The 14,832-nt window shown below is 46.7% G+C and carries 10 protein-coding genes; 7 read left to right on the top strand and 3 right to left on the bottom strand.

From position 1 onward, the window contains the following. Positions 1-184 precede the first annotated feature (184 nt). The 4 genes from DXB18_RS05160 (at position 185) to spoVT (ending at position 6,053) form a co-directional block, all read left to right on the top strand. Positions 185-994 carry a transporter substrate-binding domain-containing protein gene (locus tag DXB18_RS05160; protein WP_118540388.1) on the top strand — a complete coding sequence of 270 codons (810 nt, stop codon included), beginning with the start codon at positions 185-187 and terminating at the stop codon, positions 992-994. Continuing rightward, a complete protein-coding gene (locus DXB18_RS05165; protein ID WP_118706397.1) occupies positions 984-3,182 on the top strand; it encodes an ATP-binding protein in 2,199 nt (732 codons plus the stop codon). Before DXB18_RS05160 ends, DXB18_RS05165 begins: the two co-directional genes overlap by 11 nt. 157 nt (positions 3,183-3,339) lie before the next feature. Then, complete coding sequence (locus DXB18_RS05170) at positions 3,340-5,358, top strand: ATP-binding protein (RefSeq protein ID WP_243103184.1); 2,019 nt, start codon at positions 3,340-3,342, stop codon at positions 5,356-5,358. 146 nt (positions 5,359-5,504) lie between these two features. Beyond that, positions 5,505-6,053, top strand: coding sequence for a stage V sporulation protein T (gene spoVT / locus DXB18_RS05175; protein WP_118540293.1), 549 nt, complete (start codon positions 5,505-5,507; stop codon positions 6,051-6,053). A 12-nt stretch (positions 6,054-6,065) separates the two neighbouring features. On the opposite strand, the gene DXB18_RS05180 is transcribed toward spoVT, so the two are convergent. Continuing rightward, the gene (locus tag DXB18_RS05180) at positions 6,066-7,106 is read right to left on the bottom strand and encodes a LacI family DNA-binding transcriptional regulator (RefSeq protein ID WP_118706401.1); all 1,041 of its coding nucleotides are present in this window, start codon (positions 7,104-7,106) and stop codon (positions 6,066-6,068) included. 215 nt (positions 7,107-7,321) lie between these two features. Here DXB18_RS05180 and DXB18_RS05185 point away from each other — a divergent pair, with 215 nt between their 5' ends. The 3 genes from DXB18_RS05185 to DXB18_RS05195 all read left to right on the top strand — a co-directional run bounded on the left by DXB18_RS05185 (position 7,322) and on the right by DXB18_RS05195 (position 12,483). Beyond that, positions 7,322-8,623 (top strand): SLC13 family permease, encoded by a 1,302-nt coding sequence (locus DXB18_RS05185; RefSeq protein WP_118706403.1) that lies wholly within the window; start codon positions 7,322-7,324, stop codon positions 8,621-8,623. A 44-nt stretch (positions 8,624-8,667) separates the two neighbouring features. Further along, positions 8,668-11,988, top strand: coding sequence for a CocE/NonD family hydrolase (locus DXB18_RS05190; protein WP_182430480.1), 3,321 nt, complete (start codon positions 8,668-8,670; stop codon positions 11,986-11,988). A 141-nt stretch (positions 11,989-12,129) separates the two neighbouring features. Next, positions 12,130-12,483 (top strand): hypothetical protein, encoded by a 354-nt coding sequence (locus DXB18_RS05195; protein ID WP_118706407.1) that lies wholly within the window; start codon positions 12,130-12,132, stop codon positions 12,481-12,483. Positions 12,484-12,556: 73 nt separating this feature from the next. Here the strand turns inward: DXB18_RS05195 and DXB18_RS05200 are convergent, their stop codons facing one another. Continuing rightward, positions 12,557-12,880 carry a hypothetical protein gene (locus tag DXB18_RS05200; RefSeq protein WP_182430481.1) on the bottom strand — a complete coding sequence of 108 codons (324 nt, stop codon included), beginning with the start codon at positions 12,878-12,880 and terminating at the stop codon, positions 12,557-12,559. Between the two features lie 282 nt (positions 12,881-13,162). Next, entirely contained in the window at positions 13,163-14,671 is a 1,509-nt protein-coding gene (locus DXB18_RS05205) for a cell wall-binding protein (RefSeq protein ID WP_118706411.1), read from the bottom strand. Positions 14,672-14,832 lie beyond the last annotated feature (161 nt).

The following is a 14,832-nucleotide window of genomic DNA, read 5'->3' on the forward strand; positions in this document are numbered from 1 at the left end:
CAAAAAAAATATTTGTCATTTCCGTGCATGCTTTTGTCAGAAAATGAACGACGTTACCGGAAAACGCAATGGACAAAACGCATTGGTTTTTTTTATAATGATAGGAAGTAAGGAATGAAAATCCCTGATATTTCTATAAAATGTGTGGCAGTTCAGAAATATCAGGAAAAAAGGAACTGGTGATATGAAAAAAATGTTCAGGATTCTGGTGTTGACATGGCTGGGAGCGTGTCTAGTCTGTGGCTGTACTTCTTCGACGATTGGGACCAGACAGGTGGATCATCGTCCGGAAATCATCGTAGGAAGTGATGTATACCCGCCCTATAATTATATGGATGAAAATGGTTCCCCAACCGGAATCGATGTGGAACTGGCGCGGGAGGCGTTTGGGCGGATGGGCTACCAGGCTGTGTTTGTCGGCATAGACTGGGAGGAAAAAGACCGTCTTTTGAAGGAAAAAGCCGTGGATTGTGTCTGGGGCTGTTTTTCGATGAATGGGCGGGAGGACCGTTATCTCTGGGCTGGACCGTATATGGTAAGCCGCCAGGTTGTGGCTGTGGACCGGCGCAGCGAGATCTACCATCTGGATGACCTGAAGGGAAAGATGATCGCAGTCCAGTCGACCACAAAGCCGGAGGATATTTTCTTAAAGCATGAGGGCAAAATTCCGGAAGTGGGCGGTGTATACAGCTTTGAGGATCGGGAACTGATCTACACAGCATTGGGAAAAGGGTATGTGGATGCTATCGCGGCCCACGAGACTGCCATAGCCCAGTACATGAAAGACTACGGGGCAGATTTCCGCATTCTGGACGAGGAAATCCTGACGACCGGAATCGGAGTGGCATTCGACCGGGACGATGACCGGCAGCTTGCCGGGCAGCTGTCAGAAACGCTGGAGCAGATGCGGCGTGATGGGACATCCGCACAGATCATAGGGCACTATCTGCCAGATGCGGAAAAATATCTGGAGGTAGGGCAAAGTGAAGATTAATAAGCTGGTTTTTCAGGATAAACGATTTTTCCGTGTTATGATGCTGCTTGGTGTTATGATTCTTTGCGGCGTTGGTTTTGTCTCATACCGTGCGGATTTAAGACGTGCAGCCTGGGTTATGCAGGATACCATCAATTATGTTGGCGGTCAGTATATCATCTGCGATAAATTCAACGCAGACAGTACGACCAAGAGCCTGGACCGTATGGTAGAGCGGGTGCGCCAGGTGCGAAGGGACCTGGAACTGGCGGGAGATCATGTGAACGAGGAAGTGCTGAAGGCTTGTGCGGAAGATCTTCGTCTGACCGGAATTGTTCTTCTGGACCCAGAAGGAAACATTACCTGTGAATATCGCCAGAATGATGAAGGCTGGGACGAACTGGAAGAGCATTTGAAAAAAGAGGCGCTTCTGAATGCTGCCCGTTATCCACTGAAATATTATACGACCCGGTTGGATATTTCCGATGGTTCCCTGACGGATCTGGCAGCAACTGCGCGCAGAAATGTGCCGGGTGTGGTTGTGTGTTATTATCACACGCCGCTTCAGTACAGCCGGAATTATAAGCTGTCGATCCAGAGTGTGCTTTCCGGTTACAGTGCCTATGCAGGCAGTACCATAGCCATTACCGATGGAAACCGGATCATTGCATCGAATAAAGAAAACCTGGTTGGGATGCAGGTGGAAGACCAGCCGGTCCTTGCGCAGCTGCGCGGTCAGGATGAGCGGGCTGGTGAGCTGATCCATATTCATGCGGATTCTGCCGGCTACTATGGCGGCCGGGCTGTTGGGCGGAATTACTATATTTATGTGTATTTTAATGAAGCTTCTATTTTTAAAAATTTGAAATCCAACGTATTTTCTGTTCTGATTTTGTATACGTTGGTGCTTCTGGTGGCGCTGATGCTGCGTCAGAAAGCGGCAAAGGAGTACCAGCAGGAGCAGAGTCGCCGTGACTGGGAATACCAGAAAAATCTGGAGGAAAAAGCCAGGGAGGCACAGCGGGCAAATCATGCGAAAACGGAATTTTTACAGCGCATGAGCCATGATATCCGGACTCCGATCAACGGAATCCGCGGTATGCTGGAGATGGCGGATTATTATCAGGATGACCTGAAAAAGCAGACGGAGTGCCGGAATAAAATACGGGAGGCATCGGGCTTTTTACTGGAACTGATCAACGATGTACTGGATATGGGAAAGCTGGAATCCGGAGAAGTAACCCTGGAGGAGCGGCCGTTTGAACTGAAAGAACTTTTGGATGGCATGGTAGAAATCGTATCCAAACAGGCGAGAGAGCGTGGAATCGAGATCGTGGTCCGGGAATATGAAGTCCGTCACTGGCATCTGCTTGGCAGTCCCCTTCATCTGAAACGGCTTTATATGAATATCATGAGCAATGCCGTGAAATATAATAAGGATAAAGGAAAAATTTTTGTGGAGTGCCGGGAGATCAGCAACCGGGAAGATATTGCCGAGATTGCATTTATCTGCCGGGATACCGGTATCGGCATGACACCGGAGTTCCAAAAGCACGTGTTTGACCCGTTTGTGCAGGAATCCAATACGGCGCGGACTTCCTACGGCGGCACCGGTCTGGGCCTCGCCATTGTAAAGAACCTGATAGAAAAAATGGGTGGTACCATTACGTTTGAGAGCGAACCAGGCGTGGGCAGTACGTTTTATCTCACAGTGCCCTTAAAGATTGATCAGAATGCCGCAGCACGGGAAAACATGGTGCCGGAAGAAAAGAACACATCGATCTGCGGCATGCATATCCTGATCGCGGAAGACAATGAACTGAACATGGAAATTGCCCAGTTTGTCTTAGAGAGTGCCGGGGCAGTACTAAGTCGTGCCATGAACGGAAAAGAAGCCCTGGAATGTTTTCAGGCTTCTGCACCGGGAACGTTCGATGTGATCCTTATGGATGTGATGATGCCGGTCATGGATGGATTTGAGGCAACCAGGGCGATCCGTGCGCTTGACCGGGAAGATGCGAAAACAATTCCGATCATTGCCATGACAGCCAATGCATTTGCGGAGGACCGTAAGCGTGCGTTTGAGGCAGGCATGAATGAGCATCTGGCAAAGCCCCTTGAGAGCCGGCAGATGAAAGAAGTGCTTGCAAACTACCGCAGGGAGAAGGCGCAGCCGGGCGGGGAATCGCAGACAGAGCACGAAGCATAGCAGGACGGTGCAATGCGGCAGGAAAATGAAAAGACAAGTGGGACAAAACAGTAAGATGAAAGATGAATTGAAAAAGCAGGAAGCACAGGAAGGACAAGGTTCTGTTGTGCGAAGATTTCTTATACAGAACAAAAAAATGGCTTTTTTGCGTATTGTGATGGTATTTATGCTCACATTTCTGGCAGTTCTTGGCTGTGCCAGTCTGGTGAATAAAAATCAGGAAAACGATGAAAAAATCCAGGCGGCATTTACCGCGGAATCTACGGTAAGCCGGGTCGAATCTCAACTGAATAAATATCTGGCAGAGTCCAATCTGATGAAGCGGATGCTGGAGAGCGGCTATGAGGTGACTGAGGAAGAATTTGACATTCTTTCCGCTCTGATGCAGGATGAAAATCATGTGATTGAGGCACATGAGCTCGCAAAAGATGGCATCGTAAACCGGATTTATCCGCTTGAGGGCAATGAGGAAGCCATGGGCTTAAATATGCTGGAGCATCCGGCGCGCCGCAAAGAAGCACGGCTGGCACGGGACAGCGGACAGTATACCATTGCCGGACCGTTTGCGCTGCAGCAGGGCGGTACGGGAGCACTTTTGTTTGATCCGATCTATTTGCCGGATCAGGATGGTCAGTCCCGGTTCTGGGGATTTTCCATTCTGGTGATCAACTGGGAGCGTTTTTTGGAGGAAATTGATCTGGACCGTCTGGAAGATGCGTCTTATCATTACCAGATCTGGAAGAAAAACCTGGAGACAGAAGAACAGATCGTCATTGCGCAGTGCACCACACCTGCAAAGGGGGATACGTATCAGGTGCCCTGTGCCGTTCCAAATGATACCTGGTATTTTGAAATTGTACCGAAAAACGGCTGGATCACCCGGACCCAGAGGATTGCGGAATTGATTCTGGCAGGAAGCATGGCATTTCTTCTGACGGTTGTGTACTGGCAGTTTGAGCAGTGGCGCAGAAAAGATGTGCTCCATTCCATGGAAATGGAAGAGGCGGCCAAGCGCGCCGAGGCGGCAAGCGAAGCAAAAAGCCGGTTCCTTTTCAACATGAGCCATGATATCCGGACACCGATGAATGCGATTATTGGTTTTTCCAATCTTCTGGAGAAGCATCTGGATGAAAAAAACCGGGTGAGCGAGTATATCGAAAAAATCCGTTCCTCCAGCGAAATGCTGCTTTCCCTCATCAATTACGTGCTGGAGATAGCGCGGATTGAGAGCGGAAAAACGACGCTGAAAACGGAGGTGGGTCAGTTAAGACGGCTCATGGATGCGGTACAGGCAGCATTTGAACCGGTAGTAGTACAGAAAAACCTGAAATTCCAATGTACGTTAGAGCAGAAGCATGAATATGTGCTTTGTGATAAGACCAAACTTTGGGAAATTCTTATGAACATTGTGAGCAATGCCATCAAATATACGCCGGAGGGCGGAACGGTGACCCTTACGATCACGGAAACAGAGCCAGAACATCCGGAGTATGCTTCTTACCGGATTCTGGTAGAAGATACCGGAATTGGCATGAGTGAAGAGTATCTGCCGCATATTTTCGAGGAGTTTACCAGGGAGCGGAGCAGCACAGAAAGTAAAGTGCTGGGTGCCGGTCTGGGACTTCCGATCGTAAAGACCCTCATCGATCTGATGGATGGCAGAATCGTTGTAAAAAGTCAGGTGAACGTGGGAACTACAATTCTCATTTACCTGTCCTTCCCGATCGCTTCGGAAGGTCAGATTCAAAAGAGTCTGGAGAAGCAGAAAGAGATCATGGCGGAGAATCTTCAGGGAAAACGCATTCTTCTGGCAGAGGACAATGACTTAAACGCGGAGATTGCCATGACGATACTGGAAGAGCATGGGGTAAAGACTGAGCGTGCGGAAGATGGTGTACGGTGTCTGGAACTGTTAAACAGCGCACCGGAGCATTATTACGATGCAGTATTGATGGATATTCAGATGCCGAACATGGACGGCTATGAAGCCACCAGAGCGATTCGTGCCATGAAGAATGGGTACCGCAAGATTCCGGTCATTGCCATAACGGCAAATGCGTTTGAGGAAGACCGGAAGAAAGCGTTTGCAGCAGGGATGGACGGTCACATTGCAAAGCCGGTGGACGTGCAGGCGCTGTTTACCACGCTGGAGCAGATCATTGGTACCGGATATTGATGGTCGAATCCGGTTTTTGACCAGAATTTATGCATAAATTTCAGATGTTTCCACATACTGTCCATAAGACACACGATATGGAAAGGATGTTAAGAAGCGGTATGAACCGTTTCTTGACAGAGTAAGCGGTATGCAGGAGGAACATTATGAAAGCTACAGGAATTGTGAGAAGGATCGATGATCTGGGACGTGTCGTAATTCCGAAGGAGATACGAAGGACACTGAGACTGCGGGAGGGGACTCCGCTGGAGATTTTTACAGACCGCGAGGGAGAAATCATCCTGAAAAAATATTCTCCCATGGTGGAGCTGGCGGCATTTGCCACGCAGTACGCGGATGCGATGGCGCAGTCCACCGGCATGCTGGTCTGTATCACAGACCGGGATCAGGTGATCGCGGTTTCCGGCGGCCCGAAAAAAGACGTGCTACAGAAGATGATCAGTAAGCCGTTGGAGCAGGCGATCCATGAGCGGGAAACCATTGTGGCAGAACGGGATAGCAAGAACTTTATTCCGGTTGCGGGAGATGAGATAGACGGAGTGACCGCAGAGGTGATCGCGCCGATCATCTGTGAGGGTGACTCGATCGGAGCGGTTGCACTTTTGAGCCGCGATCCAAAAACAAAGCCGGGAGATACGGAACTTAAGCTGGTTTCCATTGCCGCCGGTTTTCTGGGGCGGCAGATGGAAGGGTAAAAAATAAGGTTTTTACAGATTGGCTTTGGTGTGAGGAGAAAATACACATTCGAGATTAATCGATTGTATTGGACTGGTATCGCCCTGGATTCGGTTAAGCAGGAGCCGACAGGCAATTTTGGCCATCTGGTCGCTGGGACGATAGATTTTTGAAATGGATTCATAAAAACCCTTGTCGGTGGAAGATTCGTAAAAACTGAGTACTTCCATATCTGATGGAATGGAAATTTGTCCGGTTAAAGGATCCTGAAAGCTATCGAGCAGCATGTTAAAGTTTGAAAAAATAACAGCACTGCAGCCATTTGCGTGCAATTCCGAAACAGCCTGACGGATGCGCCCCTCACTTCGACGGGTGCAGACGAAAGGGCTGTTTTCTTTTGAAAGACCGAAATGAGCAGTGGCATTTTGAAAACTGGTCAGAGTATCTTGTGTACCACTTAAATACCGGGGACCGGAAAGTAATCCGATTTTTTTATGTCCTTTTGCTATCAATGAGGCAACCGCTTCCTGCATAACAGAATTTGCAGAATATCCAATTCGATCGACAGGCAAACCGCTGTAGCAGTTATCGATTACTACGGCAGGCAGATACACCGGAAGTTCTTGTATGATAGCATCAGGAGTATCGCATAAACTTTCAAGCAAGATCCCATCGACAATACCGCTGCTGAAAATTTGAAGTGCTTCTTTTTCGGCATCATGATTTTGATTGGTAGTCATGAGCAATATATGGTAACCGTGCTCGGATAAATATTGTTCACAAGATTCTATAATAGAAATGCTGGAAATACTGTAGCAGTTTGGCAGAATGAGTCCGATCAGATGGCTTTTCCCTTTTTTTAATTTACGCGCAGACAGGTTTGGTACATAGTTTAATTCCCGGATTGCGTCTTCTACTTTCTTTTTCGTTTCGGCACCGACTGCTCGGCTGTTATTGATGACATAGGAAACGGTCGCAGTGGAAACACCGGCCTTTCTTGCCACATCAGTAATCTTAACTTTCATAAAATTAACCTGCAATTCTAATGTAATATCATAAGTTAATTCTATCATAAACGAAAGAGAAAAAATAATCAATTGTGAAACGATTAAATTAAATGAATGCGGATATAAAAAATAAGGTGTTTAAAATGCACAAAAATACGAAGAAATATTAATGAAAACAGCAATATTGACAACAAAAAAGAAGAAAAGTATAATAGATACAAAGTTAAACGTTTAACCAAAAGCAACAAGCGAAAATAAAACAAGAAAAAGGGGGAAAGAAGATGTCACTCAATGTTATCATCACGTTATTGATGTTTGTTGTGATTCTTGTACTGCTGCTGAAAAATGTCAGCAAACCTGGTGTTATTTTTACGGGAGTTCCGATTATTGCTGCTTTATTAATGGGGTTTTCGTTGAAAGATATTAATGGGTTTATTGGAAAAGGTCTTCAGTCTATTTCTGGAACTACCTTCCTGATGGTATTTGCGGTTATGTTTTTTGGAATGCTGCATGATGCTGGAGTTTTTAAGGCGTTGATCAAGTTTTTGACCCGTTTTTTAAAGAACAGCGTTCCAAGCACCATTTTTATCGCACAGTTAATTTCTATGCTGACCCAGCTTGACAGTTCTGGTGCAACGACAGCATTGCTGACTATCCCAAGTATGAAGCCGTTATTTGAACGACAGCATATTCGTATGGAGGCGCTGCTGCTGGTAGAGTCCATCGGTTCTGGCGTACTTTTACTTTTGCCGTACATGCCTGGATTTGTGGAAAATACTGCTTATGTAAATTTGGATGTTTATGAGGCATACCAGTATATGATTCCAGTGCTGATCTTCTGTGTGATTGCATTTCTTCTTTTAAATATTCCGCTTTCTATGGTGGAAATTCGCCATGGCGCTGGAATGACAGATGAAGAGTTCCAGAAAGTAAAAGCAGAAATGGATGAGCCGATCGATTTCAAATTCGGCAAAGGCATTGCAATTTTTGACGGTGTATTTACACTTCTTATGGTAGCTTTAATTCTTGCCGGGAAACTGCCGACGAATCTTGGTTTTGGTCTTGGCTTTGTAATCCTGCTGTTTGTGAATTATCCGAAAGTAAATGATCAGAAAGAATATATTAAGCGGAATGCACCGACTGCATTTGAAATGGCATTTACGATGCTTGGTGTCGGTGTTCTGGTTGGTATCAACGGTCAGACCGGTGCAATGAATGAACTGGCTGATACCATTGTGGCAAATCTTCCGACTGGTTCCATTACCTGGATTTTGCTTGTGTTTTGTATCTTTTCTCTTCCGCTTTCCATGGTGTTTGGAAACGCAAAGGGAGCTGTTCTTGTTCCTGCACTGGTATCAGTGTTAGCAGGATCAGGACTTACGCCTGTACAGATCATGCCGCCGACCTGGGCTGCAGGTATGGTTGCAGCAAACCTTTCCCTGTTTAATGCAAGCCCGTACCTTGCACTTGGACTGGCTGGTGTGGAAATGAAAGATCATTTGAAATATTCGTTCCTTCCGTGCTGGGGCTTCTCTATTATGACTACCGTGTTTATGCTTCTGATCGGAAAACTGCCGTTATAATGGATGCTTGATCGATGTGTAATGTAGGAGGAACGGGGATAGAAATGAATGATAAAATATGCAAAGTAAGCTGTGATGCAGGAACAATCAAAGGAAGAATATCAGAAGAGGGTATTTCCATCTTTAAGGGAATTCCGTATGCATGTCCTCCGGTAGGCGAGCTTCGCTGGAAGCCGCCGGTTCCTGCACAAAAATTAGATGATTTCGAGGCGTATGAGTTTGGCGATATTCCGTGCCAGAACTTTGATGAAGTAGTCGATCCTATGAATTTTGGCGGATATGAACCAATTGAACAAATGTCAGAAGACTGCCTCACTTTAAATATCTGGACAAAAGGAAAACCTGGAGATAAGAAACCGGTATTGTTTTGGATTTATGGCGGTGCTTTTATCAAAGGTTATGGAAGAAGCCCGCAGTTTGACGGCAGAAATCTCGTCGAAAATGAAGATATTGTGCTGGTTACGATCAATCACCGGGAAGGTCTGCTCGCAACCATGAATTTTTCTTCCATAGACCCGGAGGGAGAATATCGCTACAGCAATAACCTTTACATTATGGACCAGATCCAGGCACTGCGGTGGTGCCATGAAAACATTGCTGCATTTGGCGGAGATCCGGAAAACGTAACTTTGTATGGTCATTCTTCCGGTTCCAATTCCGTAACGCATTTGCTGCTTTCACGCGAGACGGGAGAATATTATAAAAAAGCAATCTGCCAGAGTTCTTTTTTTACGGGATGTGGCCAGACCTCTTTGGAGTGGAGCAGAAAAATCAGCGATAAGGTTTTAGAATTGCTTTCTGTACACAGTAAAGAAGAACTAAAAACCATTCCTGTAGAACGTATCCTGGAGGTCCAAAAGCAGTTATTTACCGTGAAATTTGAGGGATTTAAAGGAAAGCTGTTTTCGCCTGTCCCGGATGGGCTTACGGTTCCGCAAGATTCGATTCAGGAAATTTTGGGTGGAAGATTGGCAGATAAGATTATCATGCTGGGATGCAGTGATGGTGAGTATGACCAGATGTTTATGCGGGAACCGGATGAGGAGGAGATGCTTCGCGTAATCCTGTCACGCATTCCAGAAAATGTGACACCAGACATGATAAAAGCATTTACGGAGCATGATCCGGAACGTACCAGAAAACAGGCATATCTTGATATTTACAATGAATTCTTTATGCATTCTTCAGAGCAGATGCTGACAGATGCACTGGTAAAAGGAGGAAGCACCTGTTATCAGTTCTGGTTTAAGTGGTGGGAGGATGAATTCCACAGACGTGCACCGCATGGGGCGCCCAGCGCATTTGTGTTTGGAAATAAGAAAATCCCATCAGCAGCGCCCAAGCAGTTGAGACGTCAGGTACAGCATACCTGGGGACAGTTTCTGAGAACCGGTGATCCAAACCATGACGGAATTCCGCATTGGGATCCGCATCGTCTGGAGAATAAAGCATGTATGCTGATTGACGTGCCGTGGCATCAGGAAATGGCATGGCATAGAAAAGATTATGAGGTATTTGCTCCGTTTTTCCAGCAATACCATGAAATTGAGAAAGCACCAGACCGGTCATTTCCAAAATCAGAATATGATGGGAGTCGATATATTCACCGTTATGTAGAAGTGGAGGACGGCACGAAACTTTCCGTAGTCATTCATATTCCGACAAAAAATAAGGTTGACGCAGGACCGCTTCCGGTTGTGATGCAATATACACCATATGACCATCTCGTCTATAAAAAGGATGAAAACGGAGAAACTGTGATTGCGTTCGCAGACAGTATAGGAATCCGAAATTTGCTGCCATATGGATATGTTGTGGTATTTGCACATGTACGTGGCTGCGGAGCTTCGTTTGGAGTCAGGAAAGTCGTATGTTCCAGGCAGGAAGCGAAGGACGGGGCATTTATAGTAGAGTGGCTGGCAAAACAGTCATTTTGCAATGGAAAAGTCATGACTGCAGGACAGTCCTATAATGGTCAGACACAGTTGGAAATCATATCCCAAAAGCCGGAGCATCTTGTGGCTTCTTATATTGGAAAGACGGATTTTAACCGATATGATGGCTGGGTAAGAAATGGAATTCCGAGAGCATTTGGCAGCAGACCGGATATTGACTGGGGAACTACAGAGGAAGAAAAACAAAAAACGGTAGACCGGGTTACAGCGTCAACTGTGCCTGTAGATGGTGATGAAGACCGTGTTTTGCTGCATAAGGCAATCGAAGAGCATCTGGAAAATGGAACACAGACCAAGGCTCAGCGCGATTATTTATGGCGCGACAGTTATTCGCCGGAATGTGACGGAGAGTTCTGGAACATATTAAGTGCAAGTACTTATGTGAAAGATATCAATGATTCTGGGGTGGCAGTGTATCTGGATGGAGGTACGCAGGACGTATTTAAGCGGGATACGATCATGCTGTACCATAATCTGACCCTGAACAAAAAACTGATTTTTGGTCCGTGGGATCATGTAGGACCAAAGAAAACGCCGGAACCGTGGACCCAGATGCTGCGCTGGGCAGATTACTGGCTAAAAGGCATTGAAAATGGCGTGATGGCTGAAAAACCAATAACCTTGCGGGTGGTACAGTACGATTTTGAAAATCATACATATCAGGGAGATGGAACCGGATATTATCGGAGAGAAACCCAATGGCCGCTCCATGAGGGACGACGTGATATGTTTTATTTGTCAGAAGAACCTTCCGGTGATAAAGAGTTTTCCTCCTCGTATTTGCTTTCCGATTCCGCTGTCCAGTCTGCAAAGCAGTTTTACCGGGCAGCTTACGGGGTAAAATCCAGCGTGGAGTCGAATTCTCTTTCGGACAGCTCAGGGAAAGGAGCCGCTCAGCTTGGCTTGAATTATTTCACAGAACCATTCCGGAATGATACGGAGTATATTGGTCATCCGATTGCAAATCTGACGTTTGTTTTGGATGATATGGGAAATATGGATCAGCAGTGTGATCTGGACTTTTTCATTTCTCTTTCCGATTATGATCCGGAAAGAAAGGAAATGTTCCAGTTTGGCAATGGCTGGCTGAGATCTTCTCTTCGTAAGGAAAGTCCGAATTGCCCGTATGATTTTCTTGGTTTACCATGGCATGAAAATAAAAAGGGAGACAACGAGTATTTGAAGCCGGGAGAAACATATCAGGTGACAATCGATCTGACGCCTGTATTTTACCGGATCAGAAAAGGGCATAGCCTTATGGTGACAATCACCAACTCGATGGACCGAACCTATTATGCTGGAAGATCGGCCTATGAGGAAAATCCGGATACAGTGGCACCTGGATACCATCTGGTATTAGGTGGGAAAGATGGCTGCCGGATTGTAATGCCGGATATATACGACAAATAACACAAAAAGGAAGTTCTGCTTTGCGGAACTTCTTTTTGTATGCCAGGGAGTTTTATGGTAGAATGTGCGTAAGCAGGAAAAATTCGTTGCAGTTTATGCAGCGCATGAACTGCAATAAGAATATAGAGGAAAGGATCGCTTATGCAGAAAGAACAGATAAATGGTGGACAGCAGGAAGACTGGGAACTGTCCGAAGACTATTATAAAGAAGAAACAGGGAAAAAAGAACTTCGTCTGGAGGATTTCCTGGAGCCGGAAGAAGCACCGGAAAAGCAGTCTGGTTTGTCAGATGGGACTGGGATTGCCGGACAGTTAGAAGAAATGGCTGCACAGGTAAAACAGGTCATGGAGCTTTCCGGGGCAGGACATCAGGCAGAGGAAATCGCCTCCATGCTTGGTATCGAGGGACAACTGGTGCGGGATATCATGGTTTGCGTCCAGTCGTTCCCGGAGGATGATCCGTTGGCAGTAGCGCGGCTGATCCTGCTGGGATAGGTCTGGTTTGGTGACATAATAAAAACAGGGCAGCAGATTCCAAATAGGGAAATCTGCTGCCCTGTTTTTTCGCCTAACGCATCTTATCCATCTGTCCATCGGAGTCAACATGGTAATTGTCGACCCAGGCGTCGGTAACCATTTGTCCGTCTTCTCCGAAGAAATACCAGTCGCCTTTGTAGCGAAGCCAGTAGGAGGTTTTACGGTTGCCTTTCTCGTCGAGGTAATAAGTGCCGTCCTTCAGTTCCAGAAGACCGGTTGCCTTGGTTCCGTCGTCTTTGATATATTGATATTGATCTTCTGCGGTTTTGTGCCACTCACCTGCCATAGCAGGGAATGCGCTCATCAGAAAACACAGGATGGTTAAGATGAGGGTGAGTCCTGTTTTTTTCTTCATAGTGATCATCCTTTCTCTCTCTGCAAATTCATTATAACAGCCATGTTTTCTGCTGACAAGAGGAAAGGCGGGATTGTAAGGAAATAGGTGGAATCGTAAGAAAAACGTTATGAACAGAGAGAAGATGAAGAGAGGAGGCAGTGAGAAGATCAGGGAAAAGAACAAAGAGAAGAGGACATGCCGGTGACATGCCCTCTTTGTGTGAACGGATGAAATATTTTTACTTTTTTCGTTTGTACAGGAATGTCCTTTTGTTTAATTTCAGGTTGCGGTTTATGGTTTTTATTCCTGGATGATTCCATTGACGTCAACGGTCCAGATTTTATCGTTGGAGTCTTTGACATCTTTATAGCCGCTTCCAAGATCAGGTCTTACTGCAGACTTGGAGGAGGAAGATGCTTTCTGAATGGCACCATTGGTACCGACCAGGTAGGATACGCCGTCTAACTGGGCAGGAGCAAAACGCAGGTCGCGGTCTGCATCCTGGCGGAGTCCCTGCACGTAAACATTGTTGTCGCGGACGCCGTGGAACCCGCGTCCCTTGTTTCCGCCGTCGGTGTAGAAGAACCAGGTCTGGTTTTCACCGAGATCTTCATCGTAGATGGTCTGCTTGCCGGTCTTCATGATACCGTCAGTACCAAAGTAGTAATTGCAGATCTGTCCGTCTTCGGTAATGACACTCTGAAGTCCGGTCTGCAGTTCGCCACGGTCATTGAAGCCGAAGCGTTTTCCATCGACTGTGAAGACCTGTACACCCTGGGTTGCGTAGTAAGGACGACCATTCTTCATATAGAAGATAAAGGTCTCGCCTTCTTCGCTGATCTCCGGTGCACCTTCCATCTGGTACCAGCCGTTTCCGCGCTTTCCGTCTGCCTCGTAGAACTGGTAGGATGCGATGAGCGGAGCAGTGACCTGGACGTTGTCAATGTTGTCGGTGTGATTGACTGTCTCAGCGTTGGCATTGCTTGCGGTTTCAGCATCTGAGCTGTTTTTTTCGCTTGCGATGTCACTGGAAACAGAACTGTCGGCTGTGTCTGCGCTGATCTCAGAGTTTGTGTCGTCAGCAGCTAGAGCAGCATTTGCTGCGCTGTCAGCAACACTTTCCGGTACCCGGAACCATCCGGTCTGCAGGATCCCGTTCTGGAAGGTGTAGTAGGAACCGGCAATCTTGCGGTCGATCTGGTTCATGACCATACGGCCATTGTTGTCAAAGAAATGCCATACGGTATCCTGATCCAGCTCCTCGTCTTCATTTTCCAGTTCGATCCAGCCGGTTTTCATGACGCCGTCGCCTTCTTCTCCGAGGTAGTAGGTAAAACCGTCTAATTCCAGCATGCCGGTCTGCATGTGGCCTTCTTCGTTAAAATAGTAATTCTTTCCGTCAATCTCCTGCCATTTGGAGATGACGTTTCTTCCGTCTTTTCCATAGTAGTACCAGTAAGTATCCGGGGCGTCAGAATCCCACTCATCCTCGTTTGCTTCGCTGATCCACTGGTTCATGACGCGGCGGCCGTCCTCGTTTACATAATATTCATCAATTTTGCAGGAACGGGAAAGGTAGCCGTCTTCGTTTAAGTAATACCACTCGCCATCTTTCTTTTTCCAGGAATCGGTCAGGTAGTAGCCTTCGCTGTCCTTGTAGCGGAGTTCTCCGTCTTCCGTGAGCCATCCGGCAGTTGATGCCAGAACGGTGGAAACGCTGCCCGGAATGGAAAGCGCGAGTGCAGGGGTTGCCGCTGACATTGCTGCCGCGGTGGATAATACAGCCAGTAAATTGCAATGTTTGTTCATAACTTTATGATTCTCCTTTTTTCTTGTGGAAACCGAGAACGTCTGATGCCTGGATGTTTGCCTGTCAGAAAGGAAAGCATTTACAGACGGACGAAGCCGGTTTGCAGTTTGGCCGAAAATCCGCAGTTGCATTACGGTGCTGATTATAGCGGATTTCATAC

This window comes from Clostridium sp. OM02-18AC, from assembly GCF_003481825.1.
Classification (GTDB): domain Bacteria; phylum Bacillota; class Clostridia; order Lachnospirales; family Lachnospiraceae; genus Brotaphodocola.